The following is a 13,015-nucleotide window of genomic DNA, read 5'->3' as shown; positions in this document are numbered from 1 at the left end:
GGCGCGAGCCCGGAATCCATCAGGCGGCACGGACTGCGGCTCGATGGATTCCGGGCTCATCGCTTCGCGATGCCCCGGAATGACAGTTCTCTAGTAGATAGACGGCTCACCGATCGGCGCGCCGAAATCGGTCTCGAGGAAGTCGAAGTCGCAGCCCTCATTGGCCTGCTTGATGTGCTTGGTGAACATCCAGCCGTAGCCGCGCTCGAAGCGGCGTTCGGGCTGCTTCCAGGCGGCACGGCGCTTGTCGAGCTCGGCTTCGGGGACATCGAGATTGATGGCGCGCGCGGCGACGTCGAGCGTGATGCGATCGCCGTTCCGCACCAGCGCCAGCGGTCCGCCGATATAGGACTCCGGCGAGACGTGCAGGATGCAGGCACCATAGCTGGTGCCGCTCATGCGCGCGTCCGAGATGCGCACCATGTCGCGCACGCCCTGCTTCACGAGCTTGGTCGGGATCGGCAGCATGCCCCATTCCGGCATGCCCGGCCCGCCCTGCGGCCCCGCATTGCGCAGGATCAGGATGTGGTCTTCGGTGACGTCCAGATCGGGATCCTCGACCGCCTTCTTCATCGAGGCATAGTCGTCGAACACCAGGGCCGGCCCGGTGTGCTTGAGGAAACGCGGCGCGCAGGCGGAGGGCTTGATGACGCAGCCGTCGGGCGCGAGATTCCCCTTGAGCACGGCGAGCGCGCCCTCCTTGTAGATGGGATTGTCGACCGAGCGGATCACGTCGTCATTGTGCACCTCCGCATGCGCGATGTCCTCACCGAGCGTCTTGCCGGTGACGGTGATGCAGTCGAGATGCAAATGCGGCTTGATCTGGCTCATCAGCGCCGGCAGGCCACCAGCGTAGAAGAAGTCCTCCATCAGATAGGCATCGCCGCTCGGGCGGACGTTGGCAATCACGGGTACCTTGCGGCTCGCGACCTCGAAATCGTCAAGGCCGATGTCCTGGCCGGCGCGGCGGGCCTGCGCGATCAGATGGATGATCGCATTGGTCGAGCAGCCCATCGCCATCGCGACCGCAATGGCGTTCTCGAACGCCTTGCGGGTCTGGATCGTCTTCGGCGTCAGATCTTCCCACACCATCTCGACGATGCGGCGGCCGCATTCGGAGGCCATGCGGATGTGGTTGGCGTCCGCCGCGGGGATCGAGGAGGCGCCCGGCAGCGTCAGGCCGATCGCTTCCGCGATCGCGGTCATGGTCGAGGCCGTGCCCATGGTCATGCAGGTGCCGTAGCTGCGGGCGATGCCGGCTTCGATGTCGAGCCAGTCCTTCTCGGAGATCTTGCCGGCGCGTCGCTCGTCCCAATATTTCCAGCCGTCCGAGCCGGAGCCGAGCGTCTTGCCCTTCCAGTTGCCGCGCAGCATCGGACCTGCCGGCAGGTAGATCGCCGGGATGTTCATCGAGGTGGCGCCAAGCAGCAGCGCGGGCGTGGTCTTGTCGCAGCCGCCCATCAGCACCACGCCGTCGACGGGATGGCTGCGCAGCAGCTCCTCGGCGTCCATCGCCAGCAGATTGCGGTAGAGCATGGTGGTCGGCTTCAGCAGCGATTCCGACAGCGACAGTGCCGGCAGCTCCAGCGGCAGGCCGCCCGCCATCAGGATGCCGCGCTTGACGTCGTCGACGCGCGACTTGAAGTGCATGTGGCAGGGCTGCGCATCCGACCAGGTGTTGAGGATCGCGATGATCGGACGGTCCTTCCACTCCTCCGGGGCATAACCCATCTGCATGGCGCGGGAGCGATGGCCGAACGAGCGAAGATCGTCGGGCGCGAACCAGCGGGCGCTGCGGAGCTGGTCGGGTGTCTTCTTCTTGGTCTTGGTCATGATTGGGTGCCCCATTTCTGCACGGTGTTCCGCTCGATGGTGCGGAAGATCAGGTTCTCGACAAAGAGCCCGATGATAATCACCGTCAAGAGGCCTGCGAAGACCGCAGGTATGTCGAGGAGGTTGCGGTTTTCGAAGATGAACCAGCCGAGCCCGCCCTGCCCCGAGGACACGCCGAACACCAGCTCGGCCGCGATCAGCGTGCGCCAGGCAAAGGCCCAGCCGATCTTGAGGCCGGTGAGGATCGAGCCGAAGGCGGCGGGGATCAGGATCTTCGCCACATAGGGCAATCCGCGCAGGCCGTAATTGCGGCCGACCATGCGCAGCGTGTTGGACACGCTCTTGAAGCCGGAATGGGTGTTGAGCGCGACCGGCCACAGCACCGAATGGATCAGCACGAAGACCAGGCTGCCATTGCCGAGACCGAACCAGATCAGCGCAAGCGGCAGCAGCGCGATCGCCGGCAGCGGGTTGAACATCGCCGTGACCGTCTCCAGGAAGTCTGTCCCGATGCGTGTCGAGATCGCAAGCACGGTGAAGATGGCGGCGAGCACGATGCCGGCCGAATAGCCCATGAAGAGAACTTTGAGCGAAGCCCAGGCGCGCATCGGGATCGTGCCGTCCCTGACGCGATCCCAGAGCGTGGCGATCGTGTCGTGCAGCGTCGGAAACAGCAGGGGATTGTCGAGGGTGACGCCGTAGGCCTCCCAGACCGCGGCGAGAAACAGGATGATGACGGTCTTGCGGACGAAGCCGTCGTTCCACAGCATTTCAGGCACGCTGAGCTTGCGCTCGACCTCGGCGACACCGCCGCCGGCCACCGGTGCGTCACGCAGCAATATTCTTGCTTCGCCCATGAGAGGCTCCTTCAATGCGCCGTTGCTTCGGCAGCGAAGAGGAGATCGTGGATCTCCTTCTCCAGCCGGCCGGCGCTGCCATCGTCGCTGGAGACCTTGTCGACGTCGACCACCTCGGCCTTGACGCGGCCGGGATGCGGCGACAGCAGCAGGATGCGGTTGCCGATGCGGATCGCCTCCGCAATCGAATGGGTCACGAACAGCACAGTGAACTTGGTCTCGCTCCAGAGCTGGAGCAGCTCGTCCTGGCAGGTCCGCCGCGTCAGCGCGTCGAGCGCCGCGAACGGCTCGTCCATCAGGAGAATGTCCGGCTCCATCGCCATGCCACGCGCGATCGCAACCCGCTGCTTCATGCCACCGGAGAGCGTGTGCGGATAGGCATCGACGACACGGGTGAGGCCGACCTTCTCGATATAGGACCGCGCCCGCGCCTCGGCCTCCTTGCGCGACAGCTTCCGCGCGGTCAGCAGCGGGAACATGACGTTCGCAAGCACGCTCTTCCAGGGCAGCAGCTGATCGAACTCCTGGAAGATCATCATGCGGTCGGCGCCGGGACCACGGATCTCGCGGCCGTTGATGCTCATGCGCCCCTCGCTCGGCGCCATGTAACCGCCGACGGCCTTGAGCAAGGTCGACTTGCCGCAACCGGAGGGCCCGAGCAGCACGAAGCGGTCGGACTTGTCGACCGTAAAGCTCACCCTTTCGGTGGCGGTGACGACTGCGCTGGAGGTCTTGTAGCGCAGCGTCACCCCGTTGACGTCGAGCAGCGCCATCAGTTGCCCTTCAGATCGTGCGCGACGGGGAGATAATAATCGGTCCAGGCCTTGGGCTGGCTCTTCAGCGTGCCGGTCTTGAACAGATGCGCCGCGAACTTCATCGTGCCCTGCGGCTCGAGATTCCACTCCATCATGCCGGGCTCCTTGAGGAGATCGAGCAGCTCTTCCACCGAGGTCTTGTCGCCGGTGATCTCCTTGTAGATCTCGACGGCTTGCCTGGTGTCGCTGCGGATCAGGTCCTGCGCTTCCCTGGTCGCGTCGCGCACGGCCTGGATGATCTTCGGATTGGCATCGGCGAATTTCGTCGTGGTGAAGAACTGGGCCTGGCTGAGCGGACCGCCCATCACGTCGGGCGACGACAGCACGACATGCGCGCCCGGCACGTTCTTCAGCTCCAGGAAGGTGAACGGCGGAATCGAGAAGTGTGTGTGCACCTCATGCTTGGGATTGGCGAGCGCCGCATAGGCGTCGGGATGACCGAGCTGCACGGTGTTGGTATCGAGCTTCGCCCATTGATCGGCGCCGAAGGCCTCGGCCGCCGCGATCTGAAGCACGATCGCCTGGGTCGACACTTTCACCGTCGGCACCGCGATCTTGTCGCTCGGGCCGAAATCCTTGATCGACTTGATGTTGGCATCGCGGCTTATCAGCGTCATCGGCTGCGCCGAGGTCGCGACGATGCCCTTCACCCCGCCGCGGGTCCGATCCCACAGCAGCAGCAGATTGCCGGTGCCGGTGTTGAGGATGTCGACGCCGCCGGCCAGCAGCGCATCGGTCTGCGCCCCGCCGCCCGAGAAGGTGATCCATTTGGTGGTGACGCCTGGCACGCCGAGCGCGGCCGCATGCTTCTGGATCAGCTTCTGCTTTTCCATGATGTGGCTCGGCATGTAGAAAATGCCGGGCTGGCGCGACAGTGAGATCTCGGACTTCTGCTGCGCATGTGCCGCGGATAATGTGAAGGCGGCCGTGGCGATCACGACGGCAACCGCAAGCCTGCTACGAAGATGCTTGATCATTGTTGTGTGTTTCCTCCGGCCAGCGTCGCGCCGCGTTGACCCCGGTGATGCACTAATATATTAGTGCATCGAAGGCAAGCCCGCGGGACCCGACATGGAAGCAACCCATACTGCGCCTCGCGCGGCCCGGCTCGATCGCGCCCGCCAGGCCGCGCCGCAGGTGTTCGAGCGCCTGCGCAATGCGATCATCGCCCTGGAGCTGCCGCCGGGCGCGCCGCTGTCACGCGCCGTACTCGCCGGGCAGTTCGGCGTCAGCCTGACGCCGGTGCGCGATGCGCTGATGCGGCTCGAAGAGGAAGGCCTGGTCGACGTCTTTCCGCAGCACGCGACCGTGGTCAGCCGGATCGACATCAGCCGCGCCGAGCTGGCGCATTTCCTGCGCCAGGCGCTGGAGCTGGAGATCGTGCGCCTGCTCGCAGGCAACTGCGACGCCGCGCTGGTGGTCCGCCTGGATCAGGCCATCGCACTGCAGCAACAGTTCGCCAAGGCCGGTGACTTCGAGGCGTTCATGGCCGGCGACAACGACTTCCATGCCCAGCTCTACGCCGCAGCGTGCAAGCAGGAGCTTTGGACGCTGGTGCGCAGCCGCAGCGGACATATCGACCGGCTCCGACGGCTACATCTGCCCTCGCCCGGCAAGGCCCAGAACATCGTCCGCCATCACAGACTGATCGCACGCGCGATCGAGGCCGGCGACGCCGATGCGGCGCAGCAGCATCTGCGCATGCACCTGTCAGGCACGCTCAGCGAGCTCGACAAGATCCGGAGCCATCATCCTGAGTACCTGACCGACTAAGTCCGCCCGGAAATCCATATGCACGTAAACATGCATATGAGCGCCGCCGTCGGAATCGCGCGAGGCGAATGCTGCATCGGCCGCGAAGTGCTTGCAGGATGGGCACAATCCGCGCAACAATTTCTCATTTGAAACTTTGATTTGGGTCGGCGGGACATCCCGATCGACCCGGAGGATTTTAGACGTGGCCAACATCCTGATCGTGGATGACGACCCGGCCGTGCAGCTCACGATCCGGCTGATCCTGGAGAGGGCCGGTCATCACGTCACCGTCGCCGGCGATGGCCGCAAGGGACTGCTGCTGTTCGAGGCCAGCCAGTTCGAATTGCTGTTCCTCGACATCTTCATGCCCGGCATGGATGGCCTCGAGACGATGCGCCACATCCGGGCGCGGCGGCCGGCGATTCCCATCATCGTCATTTCCGGCCGCTCGGTTACGCCGGACGCTTATGCCGAACCGGACTTCCTGAAGATGGCGACCAAGCTCGGCGCGGTCGCCAGCCTGCAAAAGCCGTTTCGGCCCGAGGCATTGCTTGCGGCTGTCGACAGCTGCCTCGGATCGGCGCAATCGTCATCCCCGCAGCAACCCAATGCCGGCTGCGGCTGCTGATAGCTGAAAGCTCCATGTTGCAGCGTGGCAGAAGCTTCCAGACTGTTCTCGACGCGGCGCAAAGGCCGACATGACTCTCGCAACCCGACTGGCCGTCGCAATGATCCTGCTGGTCGCGGTTGCGATCGCCGCCGTCGGATGGCTGAGCCATTACAGTCTGGAGCAGGCTTTCCTGCCGCGCGTGCTCGAACGCATCGAGAGCCAGTCACGGCTGCTCGCCTCCCAACTCGAAGCCCAGACCGCCGGCGCGCATGCCGACATCGTGACATTCAGCGCCAATGCCGCCGTGCGTGGCATGATCGATGCCCATTTCAACGGCGGTGTCGATCCGACCGATCGCCTCTCGGAAAAGACCTGGCGCGAGCGGCTGCTGACGCGCCTCCTGGCCGATGTCGGGGCCCATCCGGCCTACGCAAAGTTTCGCGTGATCGGCGCCGACGGCCGCGAATATCTGCGCGTCGACCGATCGGGACCGGGCGGATCGGTGCGCATCGTTCCCGACGAGGCTCTGCAGAGCAAGGACGATCGCTTCTTCTTCCAGGACGCCATCAAGCTGTCCGAGGACCAGATCTACGTCTCTCCGGTCGACCTCAACGTCGACGACGGCGTCATTCAGATGCCGCATGTTCCGACATTGCGCGTCGCGGGACCGCTGTTCGGGCCCGATCACCGGCTGTTCGGCATCGTCGTCGTCAATATCGACATGCGACAGGTGTTCGATCGCATTCGCATATCGATGCGGCAGGGCGAGTCGGTCTATGTCGTCGGCCGCAACGGCGATTACCTCGTGCATCCAGATCGTACCCGCGAGTTCGGTTCGCAACTGGGGACACCGACGCGCTGGCAGGACGACTTCCCCTATTTTGCCGCGACCACGGGATCGACGCTGACAGCTACGCAGGTCGTGCCGGACAGCGACGGCAAGCCGAGCGGGACCGCGATCGCGCCCGCGATCCTGGCCGAGGGGCAGTGGGTCGCCATCATCCGCGTCGTGCCCAACGCCGTCTTCATGGCGCCCGCCGTCATCATCCAACGAACCACCATCACGATCGGCCTCATCGCGGTGATGGTCGCGGCCGTGCTTGCCGTGCTGCTGGCGCGGTCGCTGACCCGGCCGATCGGACGACTCACGGCCGCGGTCGAAGCGATCGGGCGCGGCAAGCCCGCGAACATCCCGATGGACGCCTCGGGCGAGACCGGCATGCTGGCGCGGGCGTTTGCCCGCATGGTCGAGGAGACCAAGGCGAAGACATCGGCATTGGAGCATGAGGTCGAGGAGCGTCGGCGCACCGAGGCCGCCCGCGACCAGCTCGCCGTCCGCGAACGCCTGTTCAGCGCCGCGGTCGAGTCCTCCGACGATTCGATCGTCCTGCAGACGCTCGACGGCATCATCATCGGCTGGAACGGAGCGGCCGAGCGGCTCTATGGCCATTCGGCCGAGGAAGCGGTCGGACAACCGACCTCGATCATCCTGCCGCCCGATCGCCGCGAGGAGGGCAAGGACTATCTTGCCCGGATTGCGAGGGGTGAGCGCATCGAGCATTTCGAGACCATGCGGGTGCACAAGGACGGCAGTCCGGTCGAGATCTCGGTGAGCCTGTCACCGATCAGGGGCGCCTCGGGCGAGATCATCGGCGCGTCCGGCTCGGCGCGCCGCCTCACCGATGAGCGGAGGACCGAACGGGCCTTGCAGCAGCAGCTAGAGGAGCGGCGGCAGCTGTTCGACGCCTCGCAGGATCTCATCATGATCATGAACTCGCGCGGCCATATCGTGCAGATCAGTCCGAGCAGCGAGACCATTCTCGGCTACCGACCGGACGAGATGATCGGCCGCAGCGGCGTCGATTTCATCCATCCCGCCCATCTCGAGCAATCCCGCGAGGAAATGCGCGCGCTCCGGAACGGCGGCTCTCCCAAGCTCGCCGACACCCGCTGCTTCCACAAGGACGGACACGAAGTCTGGCTAAGCTGGCTCGGCAACTGGTCGGATCAGGCCCGGCGCTTCTTCTTCGTCGGACGCGACATGACCGAGGCAAGGCTCGCGGAAGAATCCTTGCGTGAGAGCGAGCATCTCGCCCGCAACATCGTCGAGACCGCACTCGACGCCTTCGTCCAGACCGACGACCGCAGCACCATCCTGAACTGGAGCTCGCGGGCCGAAGAGCTGTTCGGCTGGCGCCGCGACGAGGTGCTGGGCAGGAACGCGATCGATCTCATCGTCGCCGAGGCTGAGCGTGAAAGGGTCACGGCCGGCCTCGCACGGTTCCTCGAGTCCGCGGAGGGCCAGACACTCAATCGCCGCCGCGAGCTCATGTGCCGCCGCCGCGACGGCAAGGACTTCAAGGCCGAGCTGAGCGTCACCGCGCTGCGGCGCCGCGAAGGCGTCCTGTTCAACGTGTTCTACCGCGACCTCACCGACAAGATCGCGTCCGAGGAGCGCATCCGCCATGCCGAGAAGATGGAGGCGGTCGGCCAGCTCACCGGCGGCGTGGCGCATGACTTCAACAACATTCTCACCGTCATCACCGGGACGATCGAGATCCTCGGCGAGGCGGTGGCCAAGGAACCGGAGCTCGTGGCGATCACGAAGATGATCGACGAGGCGGCCGGGCGCGGCGCCGAGCTGACCCAGCACCTGCTCGCTTTCGCGCGCAAGCAGCCGCTCCAGCCGCGCGAGATCGACATCAATTCGCTGATCATCGACACCGCGAAGCTGCTGCGGCCGACGCTGGGCGAGCAGATCCAGATCGAATCGGTGTTCGAGGACGAGAGCTGCGTCGGGATCGTCGACCCCAACCAGCTCACCACCGCGCTGCTCAATCTCGCGCTCAATGCCCGCGACGCCATGCCTGGCGGCGGCAAGCTCATCGTGGAGACGGGCGCCGCCTATCTCGACGAGGTCTATGCCAGCGCCAACGACGTCCCGCCCGGACGCTACGTGCTGATCGCGGTGAGCGACACCGGCACCGGCATTCCCGCCAACATGCTGGCCAGGGTGTTCGATCCCTTCTTCACCTCGAAGGGACCAGGCAAGGGCACCGGGCTCGGGCTCTCGATGGTCTACGGCTTCATCAAGCAGTCCGCGGGCCACATCAAGATCTACAGCGAGGAGGGCCACGGCACCACGATCAAGATGTACCTGCCGCCGGGCAAGACGCCTACGGCGGTGGGCGAAGGCGTGACCCAGGCGGCGGTCGAGGGTGGACACGAGACCATCCTCGTGGTCGAGGACGACCGGCTGGTCCGTGAGTACGTGCTGGCCCAGCTGCATTCGCTCGGCTACGTCACCCTGCAGGCGGCGAACGCCGCAGAGGCGCTCGCGATCGTCGCGAGCGGAAAACCGTTCGACCTGCTGTTCACCGACGTCATCATGCCCGGCAAGATGAACGGGCGGCAGCTCGCTGACGAAGTCTTGAAGATGCACCCCGATCTCAGGGTGGTCTTCACGTCCGGCTATACCGAGAATGCAATCATCCACCACGGCCGGCTGGATTTGGGCGTGCTGCTGCTCGCGAAGCCGTATCGCAAATCGGATCTGGCGCGGATCATCCGCAAGGCGCTGAGCGGCTAACGTCTCGATCTCGTGTCCCGGACGCACTGCAGCGCGCAGCGCTGCCGTGCAGAGCCGGGACCCAGAGTTACTATCTTTGAATTGGAGAGATGGGCCCCGGCTCTGCAACGCATCATTGCATGATGCGCTGCGTCCGGGGCGCGAGAGGAGAGCAACCGCTTACGACGCGCGCTGGGCCGCGGTCATCACGATGCGGATCAGGTCGGCGGCATTGCGCGCGCCGAGCTTCTTCATGATGTTGGCGCGGTGATCCTCGATGGTGCGCGGGCTGATGCCGAGCGTGCGGCCGGCCTCCTTGTTGGACGCACCGGAAGCGAACTGTTCGAGCACCTCCCGTTCACGCCGCGTCAACGGCTCGCGTCCGGGGAAATGCAGCGAGTTGAATTTCGGCGACACACTCTCTGCCTGCCTGCGTGCATAGGCTCCGATCGCCTCGTCGAGTCGGGCGACGATCTCGCTACCGCGGAACGGCTTCTCGATGAAATCGAGCGCGCCGCTCTTGATGGCGCCCACCGCCATCGTGATGTCGCCCTGTCCGGAGATCATGAAGATCGGCGCCGGATAGTCCTCGCCGTGCAGCTCCTTGAGAATGTCGAGACCCGACTTTCCGGGAATGTGCACGTCAAGCAGGATCGCTGCCGGTGTGCGGCCTCGCGCGACGGAGAGCAGTGCCGCGCCGTCCGCAAAACAAATCACTTCATAGCCCGCGGCCTTCAACACCATCGACAAGGTGTCGCGAACGGCGGGGTCGTCATCGACCACGAAGATCTCACCACGGGAGGATTGTTCGACCATGTGCCATGTCCATCCGACATTAAAGACTCGCGTCCGCGCCTTTTCGTTATGGCGTTCGGCGCAGATTCGGCCCACCCGTATTTGTACGGGACATGCACTTAACGCACAAGTAGCGGCAGGGGGTCTAATTGCGGGACACGGAGAATATCCATGTTAAATTTCGCTGGCACACCCTCGCTCGTCGCGCCTGAAACTGACAGCCGTCAGTTGATCGCAGCGGGCCTTCGCTCCCTGATCGCGCGCATCGATATCAGCATGCGCCTGATCGACGCAGCCATGGAGCGGGACGATACAGGCAATGCCGCAGGTTCCGTCGATGTGGTCGTGCTCGACGACGTGACGCCCTGCTATGCCACGGCGAGCGCCACCCTCAACGTCTGCCGGACGGGCCTTGGCCGCGCCCTGCAGCAACTATCGGAATTCAGCAACTCAGCTTGAGCCGCAATCAGCGCGGCTGATCTGCCGCAGCTGACTGGCAGTTCCGCGAGTCAGGCGCGGTGCCGACCCACGATCTCATCGGTGGCGACGCCGCCCCAGGTGTGGATCGCCGGAAGGCCCATCGCCGTCTTGCCGAGATTGGCGAGGCTGATGCGCAGGGCCGCGAGATCCAGCGGCTTCGGCAGGCTCTGGAGTTCGATGCCGACGGAGCGGGCGAAGCTGCGGGCGGCACTGCGGCGCTTGCCATCCATGCCGCTGATGACGATCACCGCGCCGGCGAACTTCACCTTCGCCATCTCGCCCAGCACCTCGATGCCGTCGCCATCCTCAAGCACGAGATCGAGCGTCACGCAGTCGAAGCGTGAGGCACGGAGCTTTTCGACCGCCTCCGCCACGGACGGCGCCACCGTGACCTCGTGGCCGGCCTGCTTGGCGGCGACGGTGATCAGGCTGCGCTGCGTGGCGTCGTCGTCGACGACAAGCAGCTGAAGCGCGCGCCGCTCGGCGACGTCGGGCAGGTTTGACGGGATGGGGGAGAGGGAACTTCTGGGCATTTCCGTATCCTGGGATTGAGACCACTCAAGGATACACGGCTCGCGCTTAGGCGACGTAAAGCCGATGCGGCGAATTCGCCCGGAAATTTCAGCAATTGTGAACCAACGTCTCGGAAAGCGGCGACGCGGACTGCGTCAGGATCACGCCGCTTCGTCTCGGCCGCCGGCGGCACCGCGCTTCTTCCGGTTCTTGCCGCGCAGGAACTGGATGTCCATTTCTGCGCCGTTGACGCGCACCAGCTCGCAGCGGCGATAGGCGAGCCCCGTCGACGACAGCAGAAGGAAGAACTCCTTCAGGTTCAATCCCTGGATCGAGCCTTCCACCGTAAGGATCGCATCGGTGTCGGAGATCGCGTTGAGCTTGCAGTCGCGCCGCCACGTGCCGTCGATCGCCATGATGCAGACATCATAGCCGCGACTGAACGTGACGCGCTCCGCACCCTTGCCATCCTCGGCCATGCTTATCGTCCTGCCATCACCGCGATGCGCGGCGGCGCGGCACCGGCGCCAGCCGGCTTGGCCGCGGCCGCACGCGGGTCGTTCGGCTTGTAGAGGCCGCGCTTTTCAGGGAGCGGCCGGAACGTGTCGGTCAGGCCGACCACGGTCTCCGCCGCACCGAGCACCAGGAAGCCGTCGGGCTCGATCTGGCGTGCCAGGCGGTTGAAGATGTTGATCTTGGTGTCCTGGTCGAAATAGATCAGCACGTTGCGGCAGAAGATGACGTCGAACGTGCCGAGCTGGGCGAAATCGTGCAGCAGGTTGAGCTGCCGGTGCTGGATCATGGCCCGCAGCTCGGGATTGATCTGCCAGGTCTCGCCGTTCTGCTTGAAATATTTCATCAGCATCTGGATCGGCAGCCCGCGCTGCACTTCGAACTGGCTGTAGATGCCGGACTTGGCCTTCTCCAGCACCTCCTGCGACAGGTCGGTCGCGATGATTTCGACGCGCCAGCCGGTGAGGGCCGCGCCCATCTCCTTCAGGCACATCGCCAGCGAATACGGCTCCTGCCCGCTCGAGCCGGCGGCACACCAGATGCGCACGCTGCGTTTGCCGGCGCGCGCCTTGATCACCTCGGGCATGATGGTGTCGCGGAAATGATCGAACGGGACCTTGTCGCGGAAGAAGAAGGTCTCGTTGGTGGTCATGGCCTCGACCACGCTGCCGATCAGCGCGCTCGAGCCGGCCTGAAGCTTTGGCACGAGTTCGCCGATGCCGGAGAGTCCAGCCTTCCGCGCGAGCGGCAGCAAGCGGCTTTCGATCAGATACTGCTTGTCAGCAGACAGGTCGAGACCGGAACTATCCTTCAGAAACTTACGCAGGTACTCGTACTCGGTCGGGTTCACGGAAGACCTCTTGGCGTTAGCGAATGAACTTCAGGCAGCAGTTTCTTCGCCGAGCGCAATCAGCCCCACTTCCTGGAACTTCGCCATCACGATGTCCTTGTCGAACGGCTTCATGATGTATTCGTTCGCACCGCCGCCCATCGCACGCGTGATGTGGTCGATACCGGTCTCTGTGGTGCAGAACACGACCATGGGCTCCTCGCCGCCGGGCATGCGGCGCAGCGTGCCGAGGAACTGGAATCCGTCCATGACCGGCATGTTCCAGTCGAGCAGGATGGCTTCCGGCATCGCCTTCTTGCAGTGAACCAGCGCCTCGACGCCGTCTTCCGCTTCGATGACCTGAAAGCCCAGCGCTTCGACGATACGACGCGCGACCTTGCGCACGATGCTGGAATCGTCAACCACCAAACACGTCTTCATCTTGGA

At 64.6% G+C, this 13,015-nt stretch carries 13 protein-coding genes; 4 read left to right on the top strand and 9 right to left on the bottom strand.

All coding sequences use genetic code 11. The features are described from left to right. Positions 1 to 90: 90 nt before the first annotated feature. From araD to F8237_RS16665, 4 genes are read right to left on the bottom strand one after another with little or no spacing between them, the layout of a single operon-like run. A complete protein-coding gene (araD, locus tag F8237_RS16680; protein ID WP_151646302.1) occupies positions 91 to 1,833 on the bottom strand; it encodes an L-arabinonate dehydratase in 1,743 nt (580 codons plus the stop codon). Continuing rightward, the gene (locus F8237_RS16675) at positions 1,830 to 2,690 is read right to left on the bottom strand and encodes an ABC transporter permease (protein ID WP_151646301.1); all 861 of its coding nucleotides are present in this window, start codon (positions 2,688 to 2,690) and stop codon (positions 1,830 to 1,832) included. Before F8237_RS16675 ends, araD begins: the two co-directional genes overlap by 4 nt. An 11-nt stretch (positions 2,691 to 2,701) precedes the next feature. Beyond that, the gene (locus F8237_RS16670) at positions 2,702 to 3,463 is read right to left on the bottom strand and encodes an ABC transporter ATP-binding protein (protein WP_151646299.1); all 762 of its coding nucleotides are present in this window, start codon (positions 3,461 to 3,463) and stop codon (positions 2,702 to 2,704) included. After that, complete coding sequence (locus tag F8237_RS16665) at positions 3,463 to 4,482, bottom strand: ABC transporter substrate-binding protein (RefSeq protein ID WP_151646297.1); 1,020 nt, start codon at positions 4,480 to 4,482, stop codon at positions 3,463 to 3,465. The genes F8237_RS16670 and F8237_RS16665 overlap by 1 nt, the downstream gene beginning before the upstream one ends. Before the next feature lie 94 nt (positions 4,483 to 4,576). Here F8237_RS16665 and F8237_RS16660 point away from each other — a divergent pair, with 94 nt between their 5' ends. The 3 genes from F8237_RS16660 (at position 4,577) to F8237_RS16650 (ending at position 9,459) form a co-directional block, all read left to right on the top strand. Continuing rightward, positions 4,577 to 5,278 carry a GntR family transcriptional regulator gene (locus F8237_RS16660; protein ID WP_151646295.1) on the top strand — a complete coding sequence of 234 codons (702 nt, stop codon included), beginning with the start codon at positions 4,577 to 4,579 and terminating at the stop codon, positions 5,276 to 5,278. Between the two features lie 184 nt (positions 5,279 to 5,462). Next, a complete protein-coding gene (locus F8237_RS16655; protein ID WP_151646293.1) occupies positions 5,463 to 5,888 on the top strand; it encodes a response regulator in 426 nt (141 codons plus the stop codon). Between the two features lie 70 nt (positions 5,889 to 5,958). Then, the gene (locus tag F8237_RS16650; protein WP_151646291.1) at positions 5,959 to 9,459 is read left to right on the top strand and encodes a PAS domain S-box protein; all 3,501 of its coding nucleotides are present in this window, start codon (positions 5,959 to 5,961) and stop codon (positions 9,457 to 9,459) included. A gap of 159 nt (positions 9,460 to 9,618) precedes the next feature. Here F8237_RS16650 and F8237_RS16645 read toward each other — a convergent pair whose 3' ends face one another. Then, a complete protein-coding gene (locus tag F8237_RS16645; protein WP_151646289.1) occupies positions 9,619 to 10,254 on the bottom strand; it encodes a response regulator transcription factor in 636 nt (211 codons plus the stop codon). Between the two features lie 150 nt (positions 10,255 to 10,404). On the opposite strand from F8237_RS16645, the gene F8237_RS16640 reads away from it, so the two are divergent. Continuing rightward, positions 10,405 to 10,692 (top strand): hypothetical protein, encoded by a 288-nt coding sequence (locus F8237_RS16640; protein WP_151646287.1) that lies wholly within the window; start codon positions 10,405 to 10,407, stop codon positions 10,690 to 10,692. Positions 10,693 to 10,742: 50 nt separating this feature from the next. Here the strand turns inward: F8237_RS16640 and F8237_RS16635 are convergent, their stop codons facing one another. The 4 genes from F8237_RS16635 to F8237_RS16620 form a co-directional block, all read right to left on the bottom strand. Further along, a complete protein-coding gene (locus tag F8237_RS16635) occupies positions 10,743 to 11,246 on the bottom strand; it encodes a response regulator (RefSeq protein ID WP_151646285.1) in 504 nt (167 codons plus the stop codon). A 141-nt stretch (positions 11,247 to 11,387) separates the two neighbouring features. Next, complete coding sequence (locus tag F8237_RS16630) at positions 11,388 to 11,705, bottom strand: hypothetical protein (RefSeq protein WP_008565131.1); 318 nt, start codon at positions 11,703 to 11,705, stop codon at positions 11,388 to 11,390. Positions 11,706 to 11,707: 2 nt separating this feature from the next. Further along, positions 11,708 to 12,589, bottom strand: a complete 882-nt coding sequence (locus F8237_RS16625; RefSeq protein WP_151646283.1) for a CheR family methyltransferase — start codon at positions 12,587 to 12,589, stop codon at positions 11,708 to 11,710. 30 nt (positions 12,590 to 12,619) lie between these two features. Further along, a complete protein-coding gene (locus tag F8237_RS16620) occupies positions 12,620 to 13,009 on the bottom strand; it encodes a response regulator (protein ID WP_014439077.1) in 390 nt (129 codons plus the stop codon). Between the last annotated feature and the right edge of the window lie 6 nt (positions 13,010 to 13,015).

Origin of the sequence: Bradyrhizobium betae (assembly GCF_008932115.1) — a bacterium.
Lineage (GTDB): Bacteria > Pseudomonadota > Alphaproteobacteria > Rhizobiales > Xanthobacteraceae > Bradyrhizobium > Bradyrhizobium betae.
Note: the sequence above shows the minus strand (reverse complement) of the source record. Positions and strands in the feature narration are given on the sequence as shown.

What these genes read in the sequence shown, in the direction of transcription:
- araD (WP_151646302.1), bottom strand. Translation starts at nt 1,833, where the DNA reads ATGACCAAGACCAAGAAGAAGACACCCGACCAGCTCCGCAGCGCCCGC.
- F8237_RS16675 (WP_151646301.1), bottom strand. Translation starts at nt 2,690, where the DNA reads ATGGGCGAAGCAAGAATATTGCTGCGTGACGCACCGGTGGCCGGCGGC.
- F8237_RS16670 (WP_151646299.1), bottom strand. Translation starts at nt 3,463, where the DNA reads ATGGCGCTGCTCGACGTCAACGGGGTGACGCTGCGCTACAAGACCTCC.
- F8237_RS16665 (WP_151646297.1), bottom strand. Translation starts at nt 4,482, where the DNA reads ATGATCAAGCATCTTCGTAGCAGGCTTGCGGTTGCCGTCGTGATCGCC.
- F8237_RS16660 (WP_151646295.1), top strand. Translation starts at nt 4,577, where the DNA reads ATGGAAGCAACCCATACTGCGCCTCGCGCGGCCCGGCTCGATCGCGCC.
- F8237_RS16650 (WP_151646291.1), top strand. Translation starts at nt 5,959, where the DNA reads ATGACTCTCGCAACCCGACTGGCCGTCGCAATGATCCTGCTGGTCGCG.
- F8237_RS16645 (WP_151646289.1), bottom strand. Translation starts at nt 10,254, where the DNA reads ATGGTCGAACAATCCTCCCGTGGTGAGATCTTCGTGGTCGATGACGAC.
- F8237_RS16640 (WP_151646287.1), top strand. Translation starts at nt 10,405, where the DNA reads ATGTTAAATTTCGCTGGCACACCCTCGCTCGTCGCGCCTGAAACTGAC.
- F8237_RS16635 (WP_151646285.1), bottom strand. Translation starts at nt 11,246, where the DNA reads ATGCCCAGAAGTTCCCTCTCCCCCATCCCGTCAAACCTGCCCGACGTC.
- F8237_RS16630 (WP_008565131.1), bottom strand. Translation starts at nt 11,705, where the DNA reads ATGGCCGAGGATGGCAAGGGTGCGGAGCGCGTCACGTTCAGTCGCGGC.
- F8237_RS16620 (WP_014439077.1), bottom strand. Translation starts at nt 13,009, where the DNA reads ATGAAGACGTGTTTGGTGGTTGACGATTCCAGCATCGTGCGCAAGGTC.